This window comes from Thermaerobacillus caldiproteolyticus (assembly GCF_015326725.1).
Classification (GTDB): domain Bacteria; phylum Bacillota; class Bacilli; order Bacillales; family Anoxybacillaceae; genus Thermaerobacillus; species Thermaerobacillus caldiproteolyticus.
Genome location: NZ_CP064060.1, coordinates 1,194,758 through 1,218,857 on the forward strand (window position 1 = coordinate 1,194,758; position 24,100 = coordinate 1,218,857).

The following is a 24,100-nucleotide window of genomic DNA, read 5'->3' on the forward strand; positions in this document are numbered from 1 at the left end:
CATGGTATAACTTCAGGTCAAATTTGATGAAATTATTAAGGGAGGAATTAAGCTGGATAGTTATGTGAAATAATGAACATGATATCACCTGAGGTCAAATTCTGATGAAAATCTTAAGGGAGGAATCAAGATGCATAGTTATGTGAAATCATGAACATATAGTTGGTTATGTGAAATTATGAGCATGATGCAACCTAGATCGAATTCTGGCGAATACTTAAAGGAGGAACTACTATGGATCCAGTCATGTTGGCAAGAATACAATTTGCATTGACTACAATTTACCACTTCTTCTTCGTGCCGCTTACCATTGGTTTGGCATTTATTATCGCTTTAATGCAAACATTATACGTTGTGAAGAAAAAAGAGATTTATAAAAAAATGGCGAAATTCTGGGGGCATTTGTTTCTGATTAACTTTGCTGTAGGGGTTGTAACAGGAATTATTCAGGAATTCCAATTTGGGATGAACTGGTCGGATTATTCTAGATTTGTCGGTGACGTCTTCGGGGCACCTCTGGCCATTGAAGCATTGCTTGCCTTCTTTATGGAATCCACTTTTATCGGCCTTTGGATTTTTGGCTGGGATCGTTTACCTAAAAAAGTGCATTTGGCAAGCATTTGGCTTGTATCTATTGGAACTATGATTTCTGGTTTTTGGATTTTAACGGCAAACGCCTTCATGCAAGTGCCTGTTGGTTATGAAATTAGAAATGGCAGGGCGGAAATGGTTGACTTTCTTGCGCTTATAACCAATGGACAATTATGGGTGGAGTTTCCGCATGTCATCACAGGTGCATTAGCTACCGGAGCATTCTTCATTGCTGGTGTAAGTGCTTATAACTTATTAAAGAAGAAACATATCGAATTTTACAAGAAATCCATGAATATCGCCTTAATCATTGGTTTCATTGGCAGTTTGGGTGCTGCCTTCAGCGGACATGCCCAAGCACAATATCTTGTAAAAACACAGCCAATGAAGATGGCAGCTGCAGAGGGTATTTGGGAAGATACTCCCGATCCTGCGCCATGGTCAGCATTTGCTTGGATTGATACAAAGAATCAAGAAAATAAGTTTGAGTTAAATATTCCTTATGCATTAAGCTATTTATCTTATTCTAAATTTGAAGGCAGTTTAAAAGGAATGAAAACTCTCCAAGCCGAATATGCGAAAAAATACGATCCAATCGTTGGTGAAGGTACGAATTATATCCCTCCGGTCAAAACGACGTATTGGAGCTTCCGTCTAATGATTGGCTTTGGTATGGCGATGATCTTATTATCGATGATTGGTTTGTATTTGTGGAAAAGGGGACGAATTGAGCAAAGCAGTATGTTCTTGAAAATCCTTGTTCCGGCTATCTCATTTCCGTTTTTGGCAAACACTTTCGGATGGATCATGACCGAAGTGGGCCGTCAGCCATGGACAGTATTTGGATTGATGACAACAGCTGATGCTGTATCACCAAATGTTTCTTCAGGGACCATTTTATTTTCAATCATTATGTACGCACTGATATTCACCATTCTTGCAGGTGTGATGGTTTATTTAATGGTCCGTGAAATTAAACGAGGACCGGTAGAGCATCAAGATGCAAATTCAACAGTATTAATAGATCCATTCAATAAGGCAGGTGCTTAAGATGGAATTGAGTGAAATTTGGTTTGTCTTAATCTCTGTACTCTTTATTGGGTTTTTCTTTCTTGAAGGTTTTGATTTTGGCGTAGGAATGTCGACTCGTTTCCTTGCTCGTGATCAAAAAGAGAGAACTATTATGGTGAATACAATCGGTCCTTTCTGGGACGCGAATGAAGTATGGCTAATCACTGGAGCGGGCGCCATTTTTGCGGCCTTTCCGCACTGGTATGCAACGATGTTCAGTGGCTATTACTTGCTGATGCTGGCCGTCTTGCTGAGCCTAATTGGACGCGGTGTCGCTTTTGAATATCGCCGCAAGGTTGAAGACGCACGCTGGACGAATGTGTGGGACTGGGTGATCTTTTTCGGAAGCTTGCTGCCGCCGTTCCTTCTAGGTGTTCTGTTTACAAGCATGCTTAAAGGTATGCCGATCCATGAAGATATGAATATGGAAGCCAGCTTCTCTGATGTTATGAATATTTATTCCATTTGGGGCGGTTTAACGATTACATTATTGTGTTTATTGCACGGTTTGACTTTCCTGTCTTTAAAAACAGAAGGAGAGATCAGACAACGGTCGGCTGCATTGGCTAAAAAATTGGTGTTGACCGTAATTGGATCACTTATCGTTTTTGTAGGGTTCTCTTGGTTTATGACAGATATTTTTGAGGTACGTTTCATTCCTGAACTGATTATTGTCGCATTAATTGTGCTTGCTTATGGATTATCATACTTTTTCATTTCCAATAAACGTGAAGGAAGGGCATTTACCATGACAGGACTTGGAATCGGGTTAACGGTATTATCGATTTTCGTTGGACTGTTCCCAAGAGTGATGGTGAGTTCCTTGAATAAAGCCTTTAATTTAACGGTCTACAACGCATCCAGTGGAGCATATTCCCTAAAAGTAATGACAATTGTAGCTTTAACTATTTTACCATTTGTATTAGGGTATACTATTTATAGCTATTATGTATTCCGGAAACGAGTATCTGACAAGGAGCATTTAACATACTGATGGATAAAGCGTTGTTCTCTTACAAAGGAATTAAGCCGGTTTTAGCTGGGCTGGCGATATTAACAGCTATTCAAGGTGCGATCATTATTATTCAGGCTTATTTTTTGGCAGACGCAATCTCCTCCCTGTTCGGGGGAGATTTGTTTGCCAATGTCTTTAAAAAGTTGATCATTTTCTTTCTTGCGTTAGTTGTTCGCCAACTGCTTACCGTTTGGAAAAGAAATATAGCCTACCACTTTGCTGTCAGAACGAGTAAAGAGTTCCGGGAATCATTGTTGCAAAAGCTGTTTCAACTCGGCCCTCGTTTTGTAAAAGAAGAAGGCTCCGGACAGACAGTCACCTTGGTTATGGAAGGAATGATGAAATTCCGCCGATATTTGGAGCTTATTCTTCCGAAATTGATGAATTCGGCCATTATCCCTTTCATGATTTGCATGTTTATCTTTTTTGTAAATATCCGTTCCGCTGTCATCTTAGGCCTAGCCGTTCCGATACTTATTGTCTTTATGATTTTGCTTGGATTGGCGGCAAAAATGAAAGCTGATCGCCAATATAAAACCTATCAAATGCTGTCCAATCATTTTGTTGATTCATTGAGAGGATTGGAGACACTCAAATATTTGGGATTAAGCCGGCAGCACATCAACAAAATTATTTTAGTAAGCGAAAGATATCGACGGGCTACCATGGGAACTTTGCGTATTGCCTTTTTATCTTCGTTTGCATTGGATTTTTTTACAATGCTTTCCATAGCGACCGTCGCCGTTTTCCTTGGAATGGATTTAATAAATGAGAAGATGGAGTTGCATCAAGCGTTGACGATTCTGATCCTGGCGCCGGAGTACTTCCTGCCAATCAGGGAGGTGGGGGCCGATTACCATGCGACGCTTGATGGGAAGGAAGCGGGCAAAAAGATTCAGGAAATCCTTAATAAGGAATCATTGCAGCAAAAACAGGATCCTATCCCCCTTTGGAAACCAACAAGTACATTTTCTGTTGAAGGAGTAAGTGTACATTTTGCTGACAGCGATCGTCCAGCTTTGCGAGATATCCAATTTTCTGTTTCAGGCTCCAAAAAAATTGGAATTATTGGAGCCAGTGGTGCAGGAAAATCTACTTTGATTGATGTATTAAGTGGATTTTTAACACCTTCATCAGGTCAATTTCAGGTAAACGGCAAAAGGCTAACAACTTTATCTCAATTGAATTGGCAAAGTCAAATAACGTATATTCCCCAACACCCTTATATATTTCACGATACCGTTTTAAACAATATTCGTTTTTATAATCCGGAGGCAACAATGAAAGAAGTAGAGGAGGCAGCAGAGAGAGCGGGTCTCACTGAAGTGATTCATTCGTTGCCGAAAGGGTTTGAGACAATCATAGGGGAAGGTGGACGGAGCCTAAGTGGCGGACAAGAACAGCGGATCGCCCTCGCACGTGCATTTTTAAGCAATCGTCCTGTTATCATGCTGGATGAGCCAACTGCCCATCTTGATATTGAAACGGAATACGAATTAAAAGAGACGATGTTACAATTGTTTAACGGCAAGCTCGTATTTTTTGCTACACATCGCTTGCATTGGATGCTTGATATGGACCAGATCATTGTTCTTGATCAAGGCAAAATAGTGGAAATCGGAACACACGAACAGTTAATCGGGCAGAATTCTACTTATTATCAGCTTGTTAAAACACAAATGGAGGGCCTCTAATGGACAAGGATAATTGGATCTTCCCATATTTGCGTCAATATCGCGGTTTGTTTGTGCTGGCTATTCTTCTTGGTTCGCTAACCATTCTCTTTGGCGGAGCCTTGATGTTTACTTCGGGTTATTTAATTTCTAAAGCGGCGACACAGCCTGAATCAATTTTAATGGTTTATGTGCCGATTGTTGGTGTTCGTGCATTCGGAATTGGTCGAACTGTGCTTAGCTATGTGGGGAGACTGACAGGACACCAATTCATTTTGAAAATACTTTCGGAAATGCGCGTCCGTTTATATAAAATCATTGAGCCACAAGCTTTGTTTCTTCGTTCTCGATTACGCACAGGTGACGCTCTTGGCGTACTCGCCGATGATATTGAACATTTGCAGGATTTTTACTTAAAAACACTGTTTCCTTCGCTTGTTTCTTTAGTTATTTACACAGTGATTATTATTTGTACAGGACTTTTCTCGATTCCATTCGCAATTCTCCTGGCTGTATTCATGGGGCTGTTGATTTTTGTCGGTCCAATTATTTCATACATTTATATGAAAACAAAAAATGAACAATTGAAAAGGGGAAGACACCAACTTTATCAACAGTTTACCGATACGATTTTTGGCATAAGCGACTGGATATTTAGCGGGAAATACGCGACTTTTATTCAGCGATATGAAACACAAGAACAAAAGTTGCTTGAACTTGAAACGAAGAAATATGCCTTTGTGAACTGGCGGGACGTTACAAATCAGGTTGTGCTTGGTGCTATTGTGATCTTAGCCATCTATTGGGCCAATGAGCAAACGCTAAGAGGAGAATTCCCGCCAACGATGATCGCTGCTTGTGGTCTTGTAGCACTGTCCTTAGTGGAATCCTTTTTACCGATTGCAGGGGCAGTTAGTGAAACATCAACCTACCAAGATTCATTAAAGCGTCTTGAAGCTATTCAAGCAGAGTCCTCTCTCCCATGGATAGAAACAGATGGATGGAAAGATTCGCTAGATTTATCTCAAGCTCAAGTAACGATTGAAATCAACCATTTATCATTTGGATATACTTCTGAAACACCACTGCTGGACGATTTTAGCTTAAAAATAGGACAGGGTGAGAAAATTGCCATTATCGGGCGCAGCGGATCCGGAAAATCGACGCTGTTAAAATTAATTCAGGGTGCACTTGTACCGACTCGTGGAGAAGTCCGTATAAATGGGATCAATGCACATGAACTGGCTTCGACTATTCCAAAATTAATGGCTGTTCTCAACCAAAAGCCTTATTTATTTAATACATCCGTCATGAACAATATCCGCCTTGGCAACCCGGAAGCGACGGATGAAGAAGTATACGAAGTAGCCAAGATGGTCCAATTGCATCAGATGATTATGCAATTGCCTAAAGGATATGAGACGAACATGCATGAAACAGGACAGCGCTTTTCCGGTGGTGAACGGCAAAGAATCGCACTGGCACGGATATTATTGCAAAAAACTCCAATAGTCATCATGGATGAACCGACAGTTGGGCTCGATCCAATCACAGAAGCAAACCTATTGGCTACCATTTTCGATACACTGAAGGGGAAAACTATCATTTGGGTAACGCACCATTTGATGGGGGTGGAGAAAATGGATCGCATCCTTTTCCTTGAAAAAGGAAAAATCACCATGGATGGCAGTCATCAACAACTGCTTAAAAGCGAGGAAAGATATCGACGATTATATGCACTGGATCGTCCGCTTTACAGAAGTGAGTCGTAGGTAATGGGTGGCTGTGATTCATCAATTTTGGTAACTATTCAGCCTCTAACGAGAGAAAGTTAGAAAGATGCGCTTAATACTCCTTAATTCTTGTCCAAACTTCTATAGAAGAACAAATTTTCTTTCATAATCTATGGTGCCACGAAGTGAGGCATGGTTGGCTAATGGGAGCATTACTTCATAAGCAGGAAGTAATGCTTTTTGGTTGAAGTAAAGGCTTTAGTGGAATACGAGAAGGAATTTTGAGCAAGAAAGTTTAACTTAAATAATTAACTTATTGATTTTGAGAAAGACAATGTTTGCAAAGCGGTTGCAGGATTACTTTCCTCGATGAAGAAATATTAGAAAAAAACACACTTAAAGAGGAGAGTTTCAAATGACGAACAAACAATCGAATGTGCGTGTAGCGGTTGTACAAGCTGCTTCAGTGATTATGGATCGAAAAGCAAGTACGGAAAAGGCGATTTCATTAACTCTACACGCGGCAGAAAAAGGGGCGAATATCGTCGTATTTCCAGAAGCTTTTATCCCAGCTTATCCGAGAGGGCTTACTTTTGGAACGACGGTCGGCAGTCGTTCACCAGAAGGACGAAAAGACTGGCTTCGCTACTGGGAAAATTCTGTAACCGTACCAAGTGAAACAACAGAAATGTTAGGAGAAGCAGCCCGTAAGGCCGGAGTCTATCTCGTGATCGGTGTAATTGAAAGAGACAATGAGTTTAGCAGAGGCACCCTTTACTGTACTGTTTTATTTTTTGGACCAGATGGCACTTTGCTTGGGAAACATAGGAAGCTAAAACCTACAGCCTCTGAACGGCTCATTTGGGGCGAGGGGGACGGAAGCACGCTGCCTGTTTTCGATACGCCATATGGAAGAATCGGGGCGTTGATTTGTTGGGAAAACTACATGCCATTAGCTAGAGTAGCGATGTATGCCAAAGGGGTTCAAATTTATATCGCTCCGACGGCAGATTCTAGAGAACTCTGGCAGTCTACGATTCGCCATATTGCAGCGGAAGGAAGATGCTTCGTGTTATCCTGCAATCAGTATGTTACAAAGGATATGTATCCCACTGATTTAGCATGCTATGAAGAATTAGCGTCTGCACCGGACGAGATGTGCCCTGGAGGAAGTGCCATTGTGGGTCCACTGGGAGAGTATATTAAGGGACCTATCTATGGTAAGGAGGACATCCTTATAGCCGATCTGGATTTGCGTGATATCGCCTATAGTCAATTTGACTTTGATGTGGTCGGCCATTACTCAAGACCTGATGTGTTCCAACTGTTCGTGAATGAGGAGAAGAAGGATAGCGTGAAATGGGTAAAATCAACGACTTTAATACGAAATGAGGATGCTTGACTTTTCATTACTAAAAAACTTTCGAGGCATCCATTATTGTTTTAAACGAGGCAATGAATTGTTTAAACAAATAATTTTCTTTACAACTAAGGAATCGATATTTCCGGTTGAGCAGGATTATCAATTTAATTATATTGCAAGGATTGATTTAAATGAGCGCAGTACAATTCAATTCGGTTTGTTTCGTTGGGAACCTCTTGTTTTTCATTTTGCCGAAAGTCACCTGGTTACTCTTATGACTGTAAATTTCCATTGATCAAAGAGTAGATTAGTTGGTACTTAATAGACAAGCTTAATGGTTCGGTTTTGTGGTAGTACCAAAGAAATTTGAAGGAGTTTCCGTTCAGCAAAGAGGCAGTTGTGATTATTTATAATGATTAACAAATGATAATTTTTGGATTACTTTGCTAAAGGAGAAAATAAGATGATTTTGTTCTTTATATATGGAAACGGTGGCAGAGAACAGACCAGTGGTGTTCACATATGATGGAAAAAAGGTGCATCGGCAGTTTATATAACATAATGGGGAAAGCTGCTGAAAGAGAATTCAGCAGCTCTGTTTATTGGCATATTAAATTACTTAATGAAAGTTTCTTCTTTGATCTTTAACTTGATATAAGAAAAATCTGGATGACTTTATAACAAGATGGGCGGTTTAGCACAATAAGAGGAACGGTCTTGCTATACTGATTAAAAAGAACTTTTTTATAAAGAGAGAAGGTTTACTTAATAAATTTTATGGGGGGAAATTATGTTATTTCCAACACTTGAAACAGAACGGCTACATCTAGTAGAAATCGGTCAACAACATAGTCAAAAATATTACGAGATTATGTCATTGGATGAAGTAACAAGATACTATGGTATGGAAAATCTTAAGAGTATAGAAGAAGCAGCGAAAATGATTGATTCTTTTAAAAACAATTTCTTAAGTAACCGTGGCACTCGTTGGGGGATCATTCTAAAAGAAAATCAGGAATTTATTGGAACAGTAGGATTAAATAATTTGAGCCTTCCCAATAAACGGGCGGAAATTGGCTATGAAATACATCCAGATTATTGGAGACAAGGTTTTACTTCTGAAGCTGTTAAAGAAGTATTGCGCTATTCTTTTGAAGAATTAGGCTTATATCGAATCGGAGCTGTAACATATCCCGAAAACATTGCTTCATCTTCTTTATTAAAGAAATTAGGGTTTAAAGAAGAAGGACTATTGCGAGGTTATATTTATCAAAAAAATCGCTCTCATGATGCTTTCATTTTTTCTCTGTTAAGAACGGAATGGAAATGAAACGGTTGAGCAACAAATAGAAATCATGATAACGACTGGGATGAACAATGTTCTTTATCCAGTGCTATGTCCTATATATGATGGTTGTGGAGGCTGACACTTTGCTTAGGATCAGTCTTGTTTTTGTTCGATTAAAAGTATAATGAAATAGCTGGAGTTTAGAAATATTATACAGGCAAGCGTATCGAAAAAAGGGAGTATTTCATGAAGCCTTCCAGCGAATGTTTGAAAAACGGTATATATTGTAAATCAACAAAATAAAGAGATTCCCCCCTTTTCCAAACAGCCCCTCACTCTATTCTAAATCCATTTCAGAGATAGCTTATCTAATCTTACATGAACAAAATTCTTGATGGTATCTAATTTTTTTGAGAGAAATATAAAAAATGATTAAATAATCCTGAAATCCAACAAGAATTTAAAAAACATCTTTCATTTTACTGTCCTTACGAAATAAGTTTATGAATACTAATGATTCTCTTGTTAAACTAACAAATGCCATACTTCAATAACGATATTGTTTTTCGTTATTCGATTAACAGCCAGATTAGTTTTATTTTGAAATTCATTCTTGACCTTAAAGTTACTTTAAGGTGTAACTTTGATTATAAGGGATGTGAATGAGATGAGTGAGTTAATGACGATACAAACTTTTTCTAAAAGGACCGGCATTTCCAAAAGCGCTTTGAGGTATTATGAGTCAGAGAATTTACTGCATCCAATAAGAAGCAAAAATGGTTACCGGCTTTATTCGGAAGATCAGATAGCAACCGTAAGATTGATTTCAAGTTTACGTTTGGCCGGTGTACCAATAAAGGAGATTCAGATATATTTAAAAGAAAACGAAGTAGTCCGTCAACAAATGATAAAAAATTGGATGAAAACTTTAAGGCAAAAACATCATCTTTTAAGTGTAAGTTTACGTTTTTTAGAAAGTTACCAAGAAAGTGGCCAGGTTTACCTGTTAGAAAAAAACGCTGAGAAAATTGTATGGTTTGCTGCCGAAGCGAATCCCGGTAAATTTGGGAATCATTTTAGACAAAGAAAAAGAGAATTGGAGCGCTTGAACATTCCCATTAATAATGGTTACTTAAGATATTTATCTGGCAGGGAATCAATTAAAGCCCAAATTGGATTTGGTGTATCTGACGATGTAGAAATAGAGGGGGTATCTGAAATAGACTCTATTGAAATAATGTCTCCATGTCTATGTATAGCGTTATCGTACACTTCTCCTATAACAGAAATAAAAAAAGGATATGCGCAATTAATGAATTATGCAATTGAACATGAGTTGATTCCCGCAGGCCCGATTATTGAATGGTATAGAAGAGAGGATTTTAAGGATTTGGATTTATTAATGCCCGTTGCTCACATCCCAAGGATGAAAGGGAGGGGATAAAAGTGGATAGAGGAGAGGAGTTAATCATAAAAGTAATTGATTTGAAAGGCAGTTATGATCAAATAGGTCTTGAGCAAGGACGTCAATTAAAATCTAAAATATTTACACATGTAAATGATCAAGATCGTGTTAGTAACGGAAAATCCCAATTTCTTAAAGTGAAGAAATTATTAGAGAAGTTCTCACCTAATTTGTTAAAAGAATTAAGAGGATTAGCAAAAGGTTTAAATATGTCACTAAATGCAGCAATAGAACAGTATAGTGGTTACGATGTATCGTTCCCAGAAATGGGATGTACTACATTGGTACAAGACTCATATTATGTACGCAATTATGATTTTAGTCCAACATTATATGATGCAAGACTTGTATTTATGCAGCCTGTAGATGGCTATGCGAGTGTAGGTTTTAGTCAGCAAATTATAGGTAGACTGGATGGAATGAACGAAAAAGGGCTTGTAATAGGATTGCATTTTGTTAATTCTATGCACAGTCAAGAAGGATTTATAGCTACAACGATTGTTAGAATGATCCTTGATCAATGTGCTAACACGGAAGAAGCGATAGAACTCATTACTAAAGTTCCACATGGATTTTGCTATAATTATTCCATTACAGATGTTAATGGAAATAGCGTCATTGTCGAGGCATCCCCACAACAACAAATGATAAAATATACCCATCCGCTTATATGTACCAATCATTTTGAAACAGAAGAATTGAAACAGAAAAATAGAGTAGAGATACAAGGTTCTATTAAACGTAAACAATATCTTCAGGCATTATTAAAGGAGAAGCTAGATCCTCTGTCTGCTTTTCATCACTTTAATAGTGAAAAATCACCTTTATTTTTCGATGATTACAAAAATTATTTTGGCACCTTGCACACGGTTTTATATTCACCAACAGATTTGAACGTCATTATTGGTGTAGGAAGAAATAGTGATCCGTTCATCTTTTCTTTTAAAGAATGGTTACAGGGCTCACTGACCCTTCCTAAAATGATAAGTGGAACAATTGTGCAAGGAGAGTAAATATGAGATAATCGCCGCCCTAAGGCTTTTCATATCCAATGGAATAATTTCCTCCATATTGCAGACCTTATAAATGAGATTTTTTAGAGCTTTTCCTATTTTTGCTCAGCATGGTTGCTTATAACGTCTTTAAAAGAATTTCCTTGGGGTGGAAAGAGAGTGGCTTCAATCCGAAACAAAAAGGAACAAAAGTTAATAGCTTTCGCTGTTATTGTACTAATTCTTTATTTATCTCCTTTGTTTATTTTAGGAGAAAATGCTCATATTCGCGTTCATGATAATCTCGATTCCAATGTGGCCTGGTATAGAGTCCTGGCAAGAAGCGGAGAGATGACAGGTTCAGTTAATGCTACTATTCCCCAGGTGATTAATGGCCAACTGTCAAGAAATGCACTTGGCTCTGAATTCAGCGGAATTGTGTGGCTGTATGCCTTTTTTCCAACGATGATCGCCTATGCTTTGAGCCAAGCGATTACAAGAGTTTTTGCTTTTATAGGCATGTACCTCCTATTAAAAAAGCACTTTTTGCCCAATCGAGAATGGATGATCATTCGTGTAGGAGCTGCATTGGCTTTCTCTCTTACTCTTTTTTGGCCGCCTGGGATGCTCAGCACTCTAGGAATGCCGCTTGCGCTCTGGGCGTTTTTAAATATCCGAAAAGGGGAAAGGTCTTGGAAGAACTATTTAGTATTAACTCTTCTTCCTCTGTATTCAAGCATTGTTTTAGGTTTCTTTTTCTTTTTAACCGGTATGGCAATTCTTTGGCTTGTGGATATTGTCAAAGGAAAGGGATGGAACTTCAGATTTCTTTTTTCGATCGGATATATGATGTTCATTTATTTAATAGTCGAGTACCGATTAGTATATTCTTTTTTATTGAATGATGAACCTACCAGCAGGGACGAGTATTTTCACGCCAGATTGCCGTTATGGCGGTGCCTGCTTCTTACATTGAAAAATTTTCTCTTGGGGCATCACCATGTCATGACAGTTCACACGTTTATCATTTTGCCTGTCACGCTAATCGCTCTGTACTTTGTCATCTCCAAAAAGCTCTGGAGGCAAGAAAAGGGATTTGTCTTTTTGTTTTGGTTAAACCTTGCGTTATCATTCTGGTATGCTTTTTGGTTTTATGAAGGGTGGCTTCCGTTAACGGAACGCTTTCATTTTTTGGATACCTTTAATTTTGCCCGCTATCATTTTTTGCGACCGTTAGTTATTTATGTTTTATTTGCTCTGGGATTAAAGATTTTATGGTCTCAAGGAGGAAAATGGAGGAAGGCTGTAAAAGGTTTTGTTGTAGCTCAGGTTGTTTTATTAAGTCTTATCAATGAGGAAATTATTTTCCAAAACGAACCTTCAGTAAAGGAATTTTTTGCAGAAAAACAATTTCAGGAGATAAAAAAATACATAGGATTGCCCGTAGAAAATTATCGTGTCGTAAGTATTGGCATACATCCTGCTATTGCGCAATATAACGGTTTCTACACTCTAGATACATATAACAATTTTTATCCACTTTCTTATAAACACGAATTTCGGAAAATCATTGAGAAAGAATTGGCGAAGAATAAATTGATTCGTACGTATTTTGATGAGTGGGGCGGACGCTGCTATACTTTTACTGCTGAATTGGGAAAACACTATATGTTCACGAAAAACTCGAAAAAACGATTAAAACACCTGCAGTTAAATACGGAGCAATTTAAAAAAATGGGGGGCCGTTATATTTTTTCTGCTGTCCCCATCGAAAATGCGGTAGAAAACAATTTGTTTCTTGAGAAAGTTTTTGAATCAAAAGAGTCCGCTTGGAAAATTTATTTGTACAAAGCAATGTAGGCTTAGAAGAACTTCTTCGTTTTTGCATGAGTTTCATTTATCCAGACGAATCCCCTTATTTCAACCGAAACGATGAAGTAAGGGGAGCGTCTTCTTTTTTATTCTTTTATGATTTCTTTTTTTAACAGTCTGTCATGTAGTTTAGAGAAGACGAATAATGCAATAACCGAACCGATCAAGCAACATAACATATCCCATTGTGTATCCCAAATATCCCCTTGGATTCCTAAAAAGTCTTTAGACGCTTCTCCTCCCTTTGATATTTTAGAAACTAACCATTCGATAATCTCGTACAACGCAGCGATGGCCAGCGACATACTTACAACAATGGCAAATAACCAAGGTCCTTTCGTTAATGGAGTTTTTCGTAATAAGATTTCTCTCAGCACAATCACGAATAAGCCTTTAAGTAAATGCCCAAATCGGTCGTAATGATTTCGCTTTAAGTCAAAAGCGTCCTTGATCCAGTTAAAAAGTGGAACTTTGGAATAGATATAATGACCGCCGACGAACATAATAATGGCTAGAATAGCAATAATGACATAAGAGAGAGTAGTAAAACGGAATTTATTATATGCTGCAATGACGATGATCAAACCGACAACGGCAGGACTAACCTCCAACAGCCATGTCAGATAACTTGCTGGTTTGATCGCTGACCAAATAAAAACGGCAATAACAACCAATAGTAAAAATAGATGAATTCTTATATTTCCATCTGTTCTCACTTTATTCACTCCTTCAGGGAGATGCTTTACTTACAGTATTTCACAACAGATCATTTTCATACAGTGAATAATCTCCCTCGTTACGCGAAGAACGAACGACTTTAATTACAAGGAATTCCCACTTTAAACATAGAATATCGTAATTGGGTTCATACGATAAGTAACTGTATTCCACATAGCACGGTGTTTAGGACCAATTGTCCCAGACATTGCATAAGAATAGGTCGCTGGATATTTTAATGAAAGTTAGGTTTTGTTAAAGAGTGTTGTTAATTTTTTAATAACGAGCATTTTAATCGAACAAGGAATTGTACTCGATATAAAGAATATCAAGTGGGGGAAATGTTTTATGAAAATTAGAAAAGCATATGCAAGGGATATCCCCAAATTGGCTTATTTGATGGGAGAGTTAGGTTACCCAACTTCTATTGAAGAAATGAGTATCAGATTTAAGAAAATTGAATCGAGTTCAAGCTATTGTACTTTGGTGGCCGAATATAATGAAGATGTCGTTGGTATGATTGGATTATGTTCTGGTTACTTTTATGAAAAAAATGGACTTTACGTTAGAATTGTCGCTTTAGTTGTGGATTCAAATTATCGAAATAGGGGGATTGGGAAAAGGCTAATAGAAGAAGCAGAGAGATGGGCAAGAAAACAAAGGGCGATTTCAATTGGCTTAAATAGTGGAAATCGTGATGAACGAAAAAAGGCACATCAATTTTATCTTCGAATGGGGTATCAGGAGAAAAGTAAAGGGTTTGTAAAAAGTCTTTAATAGACATTTTCTGTTTTACAGCCCCTATGAAAAGAATCCCCTCCTTAATCTATGGTGCCGCAAAGCGATGCATAGGTGGCTAACAAATACGATGCTTAATAAGGCATCGTTTTTTTATTCATATAAAGGAGCAGGATAATTTAATAAGAGTTTTAATGGAGCTTTCTAAATGGTCTACGACTTTATGAGATAGGGAGGGAATCAATGAGAATTAAAAAGTTTTTATTTTCTTTAACCACAATGATGTTGTTAATGGTAGCTGGTTGCTCAATTGGTACAGAACCACCTGAAGCAATTGTGAAAATCTTAAAAGATGCTTATGTAGGAAACATCGAGTAAAGGTGATTAACAAAGATGTTGCTTGTACTGTTTCAAATAGCTGACGAAATGCAAGCAAAAATTAACATTTGGTTTTCGAACGGCTATTTTTTTAACTAAACTATGTTCTAAATAATCAATGTAAATAAAAAAGATAGTTTCGATCATCCAAAGCCGATTTAGATCGATTGTACACTTGTAATCGAAAGTCTGCCCGTGTTTGGAACGGATGTCTTCGATTGACGAAGGAACATCTCCTCAAATACGGCCGCTGGATCACTAAAGACAAGCAAAAAGAAAGTTCCATCTTCACAGCCAATCGATTCCAGTGGTCCGCTACCAATATCTCCGCACAAGAAACTTGATCACCGAGCCATTCAACAAGGACGGACAGCCTGCTTGTTATCCTTACAAGAAAAAGAAGTACTTCAACACAAAATGGGCGAAAGACGGATTCAAAGTATATGAAAACGAAAAAATCGAACTCTCCATGGGCATTTATCATGGAAAACAAGAAAAGCCGATCGTCGTGTATGCGTCTCATCTGCCAAAGGGAACGATCAAAGAAATCGAATGTTGCTACGGATTGCGTAAGCAAAAAGTGGTAGAAGGGGTGAAACTCTCCATCGGTATGATGCCACTGTTGCTTACAGAATTCATCGAGAAGGTTTTCGATACAGTCATCGATGGAAGGAGACCACCTTCTTCTACGCAGAAGCGAAGTGATAAGAAACTCTCACCTCTTCATGGAATGAGGGGAGGAGAGGTTCATACGGTTTTACGAAGTCTCAATGAAAATAGGCACCTCAATCAGTAACAACAGCCTAACAGAGTTCATAGTTTGTTGAGGAGAGGACTCGAAGTAGTTGGTGGATTTATCTGCTCCACAGATATCTTGCTGATTACCTTCGTTCTACTCCTCCTTTCCGTTTCTAGTTACGTCGCTGGAAACAACAAATTTATAACAATAGGATGGTGTAAAATGTATAATTTCCAAAATGAACTTCAAATGTTAGGTATGGATGATTTCGTGGCGGATGAGGTGATGGTTTGGGATCCTCAAACCCAGACCTATTTGATTGATGATGCTCGTCAATGCGGTGGACGTTGTGGAGGACGTTGCGGTGGATTTGGTGGTCATCGTTGTGGAGGAAATTGTTTTGGACAGTGTTTTGGACAGTGTTTTGGACAATGTTTTGGACAATGTTTTGGACAATGTTTTGGACATTGTTTTGGACGTTGTGGTGGACGTTGTGGTGGACGTTGTGGTGGACATTGATTTATCTGCTTCAATTGCTGGGATAGTGGTTTTGGAGGAAATCTCTAGTTCCCTAGCACAAAAAGGTGATTACCTAAGAAGAAAGGACTGCCCCTGCATAATCTGCTGCAGGGGTCCCTCTTTACGAAATTAACATAAGGGACAAATAGAAGTACATAAAATGATACTACGCATTTAGGAACAACTCACGGATAAGGAGGAGTAGAATGGCAAATCTGAACGCTTCCTCGCGTCTGAAAGTGAAAAGAGACACGTTTTTTATCCCTGATCCAAACGGTGGTGTGTATTTTAGGAATAACTCCAGCTCATTTCGTATGAAAGGCAGTACAATCTATCAGTGGATTGAAAAACTGATGCCAATGTTCAACGGAGAGCACACATTGGGAGAATTGACAGATGGATTACCGGTCTCATATCGGAACAGGGTGTATGAAATCGCAAAAATTCTGTACCAGAACGGCTTTGTTCGAGATGTGAGCCAAGATCAACCGCATCAATTGGATAGCAGGATTCTTAAAAAGTATGCTTCACAAATTGAATTTATAGAAAATTTCGTTGATTCCGGTGCGTTCCGTTTTCAAGTATATCGTCAATCTAAAGTATTGGCAATCGGCTCTGGCCCCTTTTTTATCTCATTGGTTTCTGCGTTGATCGAATCAGGATTGCCTAAGTTCCATGTTCTTGTTACAGACTCGATGCCTACTAATCGACTGCGGTTGAAGGAACTGGTGGACAATGCCCGCAAAATGGACTCCGAAGTGGCAATAGAGGAGATAGACTTACAAGGGGGAGCTGACGGGAGTTCTTGGCGAGAAGTTGTGCAGCCATTTGAGTGGATTTTATATGTCTCACAGGAAGGCAATGTAGAGGAACTACGGGCTCTTCATGCGATTTGCAGGGAGGAAAAGAAGGGGTTTCTCCCCGCCATATCTCTGCAACAGGTGGGTTTAGCGGGGCCATTAGTGCATCCGGACTCTGAGGGATGTTGGGAGTCCGCATGGCGTCGTATACACCGATCCGCGCTTCGCAAAGACCGGCCATTGCAAACTTTTTCTTCAACATCGGGAGCGATGTTGGCGAATGTGATTGTGTTTGAATTATTCAAAAAAGTGACAGGAGTGACAAAATCAGAACAGAGAAATCAGTTTTTTCTTCTCGATCTGGAAACGTTGGAAGGCAACTGGCATTCGTTCATCAAACATCCGCTGGTGACGACTGAATGTGTGGCGGCTGAATTGGTTCAAGACCTTGATTTGAGGCTTAAACAGAATTCGAGCTGCGATGATCCGAGTAGATTGTTTCATTATTTTAGTCAATTGACATCCGTGGAATCTGGAATTTTCCATATATGGGAGGAAAGGGACTTGAAGCAGCTTCCGTTGGCGCAGTGCTGCGTTCAAGCTGTTAACCCATTATCGGAGGGACCGGCTGAGCTGCTTCCAGAAGTTATTTGTGCAGGTCTGACACATGAAGAGGCACGGCGGGAAGCGGGATTGACTGGAATTGAATCGTATGTATCGCCAATGATAGATTTACTTGTTACGGCATCCTTAAACCACGAAGAGGATGTTGATGTGATAACATCACAGGAATTTATCGGTGTCGGAGCAGGGGAAACGATTGCGGAAGGCATTTGTCGGGGATTGCAAAGGTGTTTAAACGAAGAGCTGAACAAACGACAGGTTAATCAAAGGGAATCTATTTTTCGGGTACGGTTGGATGCGGTAGAGGATGAACGCTGCAGATTTTATTTGCAGGCGCTGACTACGATGCATGGGCCACCGACGATCGGCTTGGGGGAGAAGGTGTCGGGTTTTCCTGTGGTATGGGTCGGCACGAGCGGTCGCTGGTATGGCAGCGCAGGCTTGAATATCACAATGGCGTTTCAGAAAGCGCTAGAGCAGGCGCTTATGGATTCACAAAATCAAGCGGCTTCATTCCGAACACAAGCGCTGGAGGAATCGTCCGTTCTTCTAAATGAAGAGGCACCATTAAGACTTGAAATTCTCAATTGTGAAGAGAAAACACAATTGGAGTTCTTGCAGTCTGCCATGCAGATCTTGAAACAAAACAGAATGCAGCTCTTCGTCTTTGATTTAACGATAGAACCTTTTTTGAAAGAGGAATTGGCAGGGGTGTTTGGAGTGCTGTTAAGAGAGGAGAAAGCCTGATGGATACTTGCGTATTAATTGTTGGAGAAGGAATATTGGCGGATTTTATGTGTGAAAAATTATCCGTCCAGTATCGGGTCATTCGCCAAATTGATTTCGAGGAAGGGGTTCCGAAAGAAACGAATTTTGCTCTAGTGTTACACGATGCCTGGTATCCCTCCGTTCATTACAAGGCGGAAGAGGTGTTACGACCGTTAGGCATTCCATGGCTTCGGGGCTTCGTTTCATTTGGTGAGGGCGTGATCGGTCCGCTAGTCCGTCCTAATACCTCAGGATGCTCTCAGTGTGCTGACAATCGACGTCTTATAGCGGGGTACGACCGCAAGGAGATGTGGGAACTGCAACGGAGGATAGCAGTGCAAGGAGGAATACAGCGTGATGCATGGGCATCACGAACAGGACTTTTGCAGATGACTCACCTGATTGTTACGGAGACGCAGAGGGTGTTAGAAGGAAGTCGTGCCCACTTAGAAGAAAGGTTGTTCCTAATCAACCTGAAAACTTTAAAGAACTCATGTCACTTCTTTCTGCCCGACCCGTTATGTCCAGTATGCGGTCAATTACCCGAAGATTCACCGACAGCAGCCCGAATATCGCTGCAATCAAGTCCGAAGATCAGCGCTGACAGTTACCGTTGTCGTCCGATAGAGGATTTGAAAGAAGTTCTGGTCAAAGACTATCTCGATTACCGAACTGGATTATTGAATGGTAAAATGCATAATTTCGTGCCACCGTTCGCGGATGTCATTGTAAATATGCCATTGTTTATAGGGGACGAGGGAGTAGCAGGTCGGACTCATTCATATGAGGTTAGCGAGTTAACCGCCATTTTGGAGGGCTTAGAGAGATATTGCGGTATCGAACCTCGTGGCAAACGGACGACGATTTATGATAGTTACCTAAATCTGGAAGATAAAGCGCTCAACCCTGCAAAGGTAGGAGTGCATGCGAAGGAACAGTATGAGCGACCTGATTTTCCGTTCAAACCGTTTCATCCTAATCGTCCAATGAATTGGGTATGGGGCTATTCGTTTTTACAAGAGCGTCCAATTTTGGTCCCAGAACTGCTTGCATATTACAGTTTGGGCTGTGGGGATGGCTTTGTCTATGAAACTTCCAACGGATGTGCATTAGGCGGGAGTTTAGAGGAAGCGATTTTCCATGCCATTTTGGAGGTGGTGGAGCGTGATTCATTCTTGATGACTTGGTATGCACGGTTGCCTCTTCCGCGTCTTGACCTTAGTTCCGCTAACGATAAAGAATTACAGTTGATGGTTGACCGTGTACGTGCGGTGGCGGGATATGATTTGTATTTTTTCAACTCGACGATGGAGCACGGGATTCCAAGCGTCTGGGCAGTGGCGAAAAACCGAAAACAAGAAGGGATGAATCTCATCTGTGCTGCCGGAGCTCATCCGGACCCTATACGGGCGGTGAAAAGCGCGATTCACGAGTTGGCAGGCATGATGCTCACGCTTGACGAGAAATTTGAAGCAAACCGAAAGAAATATGAGAAAATGTTACACGATCCGTTCTTAGTGCAGCAGATGGAGGACCATGGCATGCTGTACGGTTTGCCGGAAGCAGAGGAGCGCCTGCAATTTTTGCTGGATGATCATCGTCCGTTGCGAACATTTGAAGAGGAATTCAAGCGGCCAACGAAGAGCGCAGACTTGACCGATGACCTGCAGGACATTCTTCAGAAGTTCCGACGATTGAACCTTGAGGTAATTGTGGTGGACCAGACAACTCCCGTAATCAAACGAAACGGTTTATATTGCGTGAAAGTACTGATTCCAGGAATGTTACCAATGACATTTGGGCATCACCTTACCCGCGTGACAGGTCTGGAGAGGGTGCTCCGGGTACCAATGGAACTCGGGTATACAAAACAACCGCTCACGCTTGAACAGCTTAATCCACATCCCCATCCGTTCCCATAGGAGGTATAGCCAGTTCATTCCGAATCTACAAAAATGTGTGAAATCATTTAAATATCTCTTGTTTTTTACCTGAATTTATGGATTTCGACTATCTTCTGAACCTTCCCCCCTAGGTCATGCTGAGAAAATTAGAACTCCCTTTCCTCATGTAAAAAGGAAATGAAGAATATTTGGCGAATATATGTTCTTAAGAATCCAAACATAGGGGGACGGCAAGGGGATGAAAACGGTTCGGGTGGTAAAAATCGTTTCCGATGATGAAACACAACTTCACTCATTAGACGAGTTGATGCGTGTCTTTTGTTCAGCCAAGCGATATGCGTTCAACCGGTTGCTGGAGGGAATGAACGCCCAAGACATCATCAAACACCTTCGGCACCAATTTCCGCTCAACAAACGGTATGCTGAAGATGCGGTCTTGCTTGCTCAATCGCTGATTTCTTTTCAACGTGAGTTACTTCCAATGCGGCTGGAGGATGTGCAGGTGAAAATGGAAAAAGCAGCGAAGAAAATGGATGAATACCAACATGGACGAAAAACACCGAAGAATGTCGATATAAAAACTTGTCTCAACGGATTGCACCAACGGTTAGAAAAGCTAAAAGCTACAGAAGCTGAGCTGCAGGATTCATTTGAATGCCGGTACCATTCCAAAAGTGATTTTTGGCGGAAAACAAAACTTTTACAAGCGCCTGAAAGGAAACATCACGAACGAAGAATGGAAAGATTTGCGATCGAATCAGTTGTATGCCAGAGGCGATAAAAGCAAAAAAGGAAATTTGAATATTCGTCTAGTGTATGACGACCACACGTATGAATGTTATGTAGAAATCGCGAATCCACTTGGACAACAAGAAGGAAAACAAGCTCCCTGTTTGAGGTTTTCGGTCTATGTTCCTGAAAAATATGAACAGGAAATTATCGATGTCATCATGGGCGAGCAGGTGGGCGTGAATTCAAAAGGTAAGCCCATCATCGAATATCAACCGTACACTTTCGAAATCAAACGCAAGAACGGGAAATATTACATCCATCTCATTTATGAAGAAGAGATATACGGAAGGGAACTTACCTGCGATGAACCGATTCAAACGGAGCGAATTGCTGGGATTGACATTAATATCAACCGAATCGCTGTAAGTATTGTTTCGAAGCAAGGGAACTTTCTTAAATCAAAAGTGTTTTACTGTCATGAACTGGAATATGCGAAAGAGAATAAACGAAACAACCTCATCGACGAAACGGTTCGCGATATGTATAATTGGTTGCTTCAAGAAAACGTGGGCGCAGTGGTCATCGAAAACATCCAACTAAGACAACAACATGATACGGACAGACGATTCAATCGCTTGACACACCATTTCAAAAAGAAAAAGCTGACGGAAACGATCCTTCGTCGGGGTTTACGGCTTGGGGTTCGCATCAAAAAGGTGAATCCGGCGTATACAAGCGTCATCGGACGTTTCAAGTATATGAAAAAGTATGGGTTATCCGTTCATGAAAGTGCTGCATTTGTCATTGGCAGACGAGGGTTAGGATATCGTGAACGGTTGCCAAAAGAACTCATTGACACCATAAAAGCGAAAGTGAAACGCCATTTGATTGCCGTGTTAGGGTCGATGGAAGAATCCTACAAGCAATCAAAAAGCGGAAAAAAACAACGACAATATCTAGGTATGATGCTGAAAAAAATAGAGAACTTCAAAGAGGAACATGAATGGTCATTATGGAACATGTTTCATAAATTCTGTTGGCTGAATCAGTACCAAATTCAACTGAAGGAGGTGTAGACTTGGTTATTAAAATCGTTGTCGTGTACTGACCGATGGAAGGAATGGTGCGCGACAGATGCCGTCGCTAACAGCGAGCCACGGGGTGTCTTTCACAATAGGTGAATGACAAGGGACTTCCCTTCCCGATGGAACTCGGTGAAAATCCGAGCGGCAAGTGATGTTTCCTGGTTCCATCGCGTTTTGTAGATGTTTATAGATTTTAGTAACCAGGCAGGAGGATGAAGCTAGAGACGTTTTTACACCATCTTCATTTTGATGTCGATAAGGTTGTACCGCCAGATTGGGAGGTAGACTGGGAAGATGCGCCGCTTGCGTATAAGCTGTACCGTAGCTTGCCAGTGATTCCGCTTTCTCCAGAGATACCGTTAACGCTCGAGGGAAGGGAAGCGTCTGAAAAGCCCGACCTAGAAGAAATAGGTCATTTTCTCTGGTATGTTTTCGGCCTTACCCAATTTTGCCAAGCGGACTTTGCGTTGGATTCCACCGAACAGGCGGCAAACCTAATGCACTTGTACCGGCGGTTTGTTCCCTCCGGAGGGGCGCTGTATCCAAACGAATTATACGTCTATTTGAAAATAAAGGATGTTCCAGATGGAGTGTACCATTACGATGTGGCACATCATCGCTTGATATTGTTGCGGGAAGGCAATTTCGATTCCTATCTAACTGGGGCCCTGGGCAATCGATGTGACGTGTCGGCTTGTTTCGGTGTTGTTTTTGTATCGACAATGTTTTGGAAGAATTTCTTTAAATACAATAATTTTGCCTATCGTCTGCAAGGGCTGGATGCTGGCGTGCTAATCGGGCAACTGTTGGAAGTGGCGAAACGGTTCGACTTCGCATCGGCAGTGTATTTCCAATTTCTTGATAGGGCCATCAACCATCTGCTTGGACTATCCGAACAGGAAGAGAGTGTATATGCGGTTATTCCATTATCTGTGGAGTCTTCAACCACTGGGTTTGATAACGATAATCACTTAGAAGAAAGTGCCTCTGCCGCTGAATTATGCCGAGAAGTGCCAGCAGTTCAGCATCATTATTATATTCGGTCACGGAGGATCATTGACTATCCGATGCTGAGAAAAATGAATGAAGCATCCATGCTAGAATCACCACGATCATTTCGACAGATTAAGGGAGAGAAGAATGTTACTTGTGGGATGCAAGCGGTAGTTCTGCCTTGCGTGAAGCGATTATCGTATGATCTGGCGTCAATCTGCCAGAAGCGGCATTCACCAGATATGGATTTTATTTTGGGAAAGGTAAGCCAACAACAATTGGCCACTTTGCTACAAGAAGCAACGCTTTCTTTCTCGTATCGAAATGATTTAGATGGAGAGCATGAGGAGCCGAAGTCTCGTGTCTCACTGTATGGCTGTTTTTATAACGTTGAAGACGTTCCCAATGGGGCTTACTGTTATGACAGTGATACTCATGCGTTAAAACGGATACGTTTCGGGGATTATCGACACGTCCTGCAATACGGAATGTCAATGGATAATGTCAATCTATTCCAAGTGCCGCTCTGTCTACATGTGGTAGGAGACAAGGATCACCTCAAAACGGAATTAGGATACAGAGGATATCGCATTCAACAGATGGAGGCGGGCATGCTCGTGCAACGACTGCTCTTGGCGGCGTCTGCCATGGGGATGGGCGGGCATCCACTCCTTGGATTTGATGTGAACTTATGCGATAAACTTTACAAGATCGATTCGCAAGGGAAAACAAGCTTAATCCAAATCCCTGTCGGATCCTATCGTCCTCGCGCCTGGTTAAAAGGGAGTTTGCGTAGTTAGAAGAAACATTTTATAGTTTATTACTAACATAGGAAAGGATATTCCTATTCAACGTTTTAAGGAATGACTCGACAGTTTTTTGGTAAACGAAAATGCTTTTATATACTATTTCGGAAGCAAGGTTTTCTTAGGTTATGTAGCATGTGCTTTGTACCAAAGATGAATATCAACTACTTACATTCTTAATTATAAAGAATACAAAGTAAACGTTGTGAAGTCCCTGGTATTATGTCAAGAAAA

The 24,100-nt window shown here is 40.5% G+C and carries 21 protein-coding genes; 19 read left to right on the forward strand and 2 right to left on the reverse strand.

The features are described from left to right. The first annotated feature begins 234 nt into the window (after positions 1-234). From ISX45_RS05885 to ISX45_RS05925, 9 genes are all read left to right on the forward strand, one after another. Entirely contained in the window at positions 235-1,641 is a 1,407-nt protein-coding gene (locus tag ISX45_RS05885; protein ID WP_194520237.1) for a cytochrome ubiquinol oxidase subunit I, read from the forward strand. Position 1,642: 1 nt separating this feature from the next. Further along, a complete protein-coding gene (gene cydB / locus ISX45_RS05890; RefSeq protein WP_194520238.1) occupies positions 1,643-2,656 on the forward strand; it encodes a cytochrome d ubiquinol oxidase subunit II in 1,014 nt (337 codons plus the stop codon). Continuing rightward, the gene (gene cydD, locus ISX45_RS05895; protein ID WP_194520239.1) at positions 2,656-4,371 is read left to right on the forward strand and encodes a thiol reductant ABC exporter subunit CydD; all 1,716 of its coding nucleotides are present in this window, start codon (positions 2,656-2,658) and stop codon (positions 4,369-4,371) included. Before cydB ends, cydD begins: the two co-directional genes overlap by 1 nt. Beyond that, on the forward strand, positions 4,371-6,122 hold the full coding sequence (cydC, locus tag ISX45_RS05900) for a thiol reductant ABC exporter subunit CydC (protein WP_194520240.1): 1,752 nt from the start codon (positions 4,371-4,373) through the stop codon (positions 6,120-6,122). Before cydD ends, cydC begins: the two co-directional genes overlap by 1 nt. Positions 6,123-6,498: 376 nt before the next feature. Further along, entirely contained in the window at positions 6,499-7,485 is a 987-nt protein-coding gene (locus ISX45_RS05905; RefSeq protein WP_194520241.1) for a carbon-nitrogen hydrolase family protein, read from the forward strand. 751 nt (positions 7,486-8,236) lie between these two features. Continuing rightward, a complete protein-coding gene (locus tag ISX45_RS05910) occupies positions 8,237-8,776 on the forward strand; it encodes a GNAT family N-acetyltransferase (RefSeq protein ID WP_194520242.1) in 540 nt (179 codons plus the stop codon). A 625-nt stretch (positions 8,777-9,401) separates the two neighbouring features. Beyond that, positions 9,402-10,178, forward strand: coding sequence for a MerR family transcriptional regulator (locus tag ISX45_RS05915; protein ID WP_194520243.1), 777 nt, complete (start codon positions 9,402-9,404; stop codon positions 10,176-10,178). 2 nt (positions 10,179-10,180) lie between these two features. Next, on the forward strand, positions 10,181-11,212 hold the full coding sequence (locus tag ISX45_RS05920; RefSeq protein WP_181556623.1) for a C45 family autoproteolytic acyltransferase/hydrolase: 1,032 nt from the start codon (positions 10,181-10,183) through the stop codon (positions 11,210-11,212). Positions 11,213-11,380: 168 nt separating this feature from the next. Further along, positions 11,381-13,051, forward strand: coding sequence for a DUF6044 family protein (locus tag ISX45_RS05925; protein WP_407649749.1), 1,671 nt, complete (start codon positions 11,381-11,383; stop codon positions 13,049-13,051). Positions 13,052-13,149: 98 nt separating this feature from the next. Here the strand turns inward: ISX45_RS05925 and ISX45_RS05930 are convergent, their stop codons facing one another. Then, positions 13,150-13,788, reverse strand: a complete 639-nt coding sequence (locus tag ISX45_RS05930; protein WP_407649716.1) for a DUF2238 domain-containing protein — start codon at positions 13,786-13,788, stop codon at positions 13,150-13,152. A gap of 340 nt (positions 13,789-14,128) precedes the next feature. Here ISX45_RS05930 and ISX45_RS05935 point away from each other — a divergent pair, with 340 nt between their 5' ends. Together ISX45_RS05935 and ISX45_RS19860 are read left to right on the forward strand one after the other, a co-directional pair. After that, positions 14,129-14,557 (forward strand): GNAT family N-acetyltransferase, encoded by a 429-nt coding sequence (locus ISX45_RS05935; protein WP_194520246.1) that lies wholly within the window; start codon positions 14,129-14,131, stop codon positions 14,555-14,557. Positions 14,558-14,761: 204 nt separating this feature from the next. Continuing rightward, positions 14,762-14,896 carry a hypothetical protein gene (locus tag ISX45_RS19860; RefSeq protein ID WP_258561078.1) on the forward strand — a complete coding sequence of 45 codons (135 nt, stop codon included), beginning with the start codon at positions 14,762-14,764 and terminating at the stop codon, positions 14,894-14,896. Positions 14,897-15,054: 158 nt separating this feature from the next. On the opposite strand, the gene ISX45_RS05940 is transcribed toward ISX45_RS19860, so the two are convergent. Continuing rightward, positions 15,055-15,231 carry a hypothetical protein gene (locus ISX45_RS05940; protein WP_194520247.1) on the reverse strand — a complete coding sequence of 59 codons (177 nt, stop codon included), beginning with the start codon at positions 15,229-15,231 and terminating at the stop codon, positions 15,055-15,057. 5 nt (positions 15,232-15,236) lie between these two features. Between ISX45_RS05940 and ISX45_RS05945 the strand changes: the two genes are divergently transcribed. The 8 genes from ISX45_RS05945 to ISX45_RS05975 all read left to right on the forward strand — a co-directional run bounded on the left by ISX45_RS05945 (position 15,237) and on the right by ISX45_RS05975 (position 23,860). Beyond that, complete coding sequence (locus ISX45_RS05945) at positions 15,237-15,692, forward strand: hypothetical protein (RefSeq protein ID WP_194520248.1); 456 nt, start codon at positions 15,237-15,239, stop codon at positions 15,690-15,692. 201 nt (positions 15,693-15,893) lie between these two features. Next, a complete protein-coding gene (locus tag ISX45_RS05950) occupies positions 15,894-16,154 on the forward strand; it encodes a heterocycloanthracin/sonorensin family bacteriocin (RefSeq protein WP_407649751.1) in 261 nt (86 codons plus the stop codon). Further along, positions 16,060-16,287 (forward strand): hypothetical protein, encoded by a 228-nt coding sequence (locus ISX45_RS19480; RefSeq protein WP_228485705.1) that lies wholly within the window; start codon positions 16,060-16,062, stop codon positions 16,285-16,287. The genes ISX45_RS05950 and ISX45_RS19480 overlap by 95 nt, the downstream gene beginning before the upstream one ends. 73 nt (positions 16,288-16,360) lie before the next feature. Continuing rightward, entirely contained in the window at positions 16,361-18,325 is a 1,965-nt protein-coding gene (locus tag ISX45_RS05955) for a putative thiazole-containing bacteriocin maturation protein (RefSeq protein ID WP_194520250.1), read from the forward strand. After that, entirely contained in the window at positions 18,325-20,268 is a 1,944-nt protein-coding gene (locus tag ISX45_RS05960; RefSeq protein WP_194520251.1) for a TOMM precursor leader peptide-binding protein, read from the forward strand. The genes ISX45_RS05955 and ISX45_RS05960 overlap by 1 nt, the downstream gene beginning before the upstream one ends. Before the next feature lie 220 nt (positions 20,269-20,488). After that, the gene (locus tag ISX45_RS19485) at positions 20,489-21,031 is read left to right on the forward strand and encodes a transposase (RefSeq protein WP_228485636.1); all 543 of its coding nucleotides are present in this window, start codon (positions 20,489-20,491) and stop codon (positions 21,029-21,031) included. Further along, positions 20,997-22,058: an IS200/IS605 family accessory protein TnpB-related protein gene (locus tag ISX45_RS05970; RefSeq protein WP_228485637.1), complete on the forward strand. Its 1,062-nt coding sequence runs from the start codon at positions 20,997-20,999 to the stop codon at positions 22,056-22,058. The genes ISX45_RS19485 and ISX45_RS05970 overlap by 35 nt, the downstream gene beginning before the upstream one ends. A gap of 221 nt (positions 22,059-22,279) precedes the next feature. Then, the gene (locus ISX45_RS05975; protein ID WP_194520252.1) at positions 22,280-23,860 is read left to right on the forward strand and encodes a SagB family peptide dehydrogenase; all 1,581 of its coding nucleotides are present in this window, start codon (positions 22,280-22,282) and stop codon (positions 23,858-23,860) included. Positions 23,861-24,100: the final 240 nt, after the last annotated feature.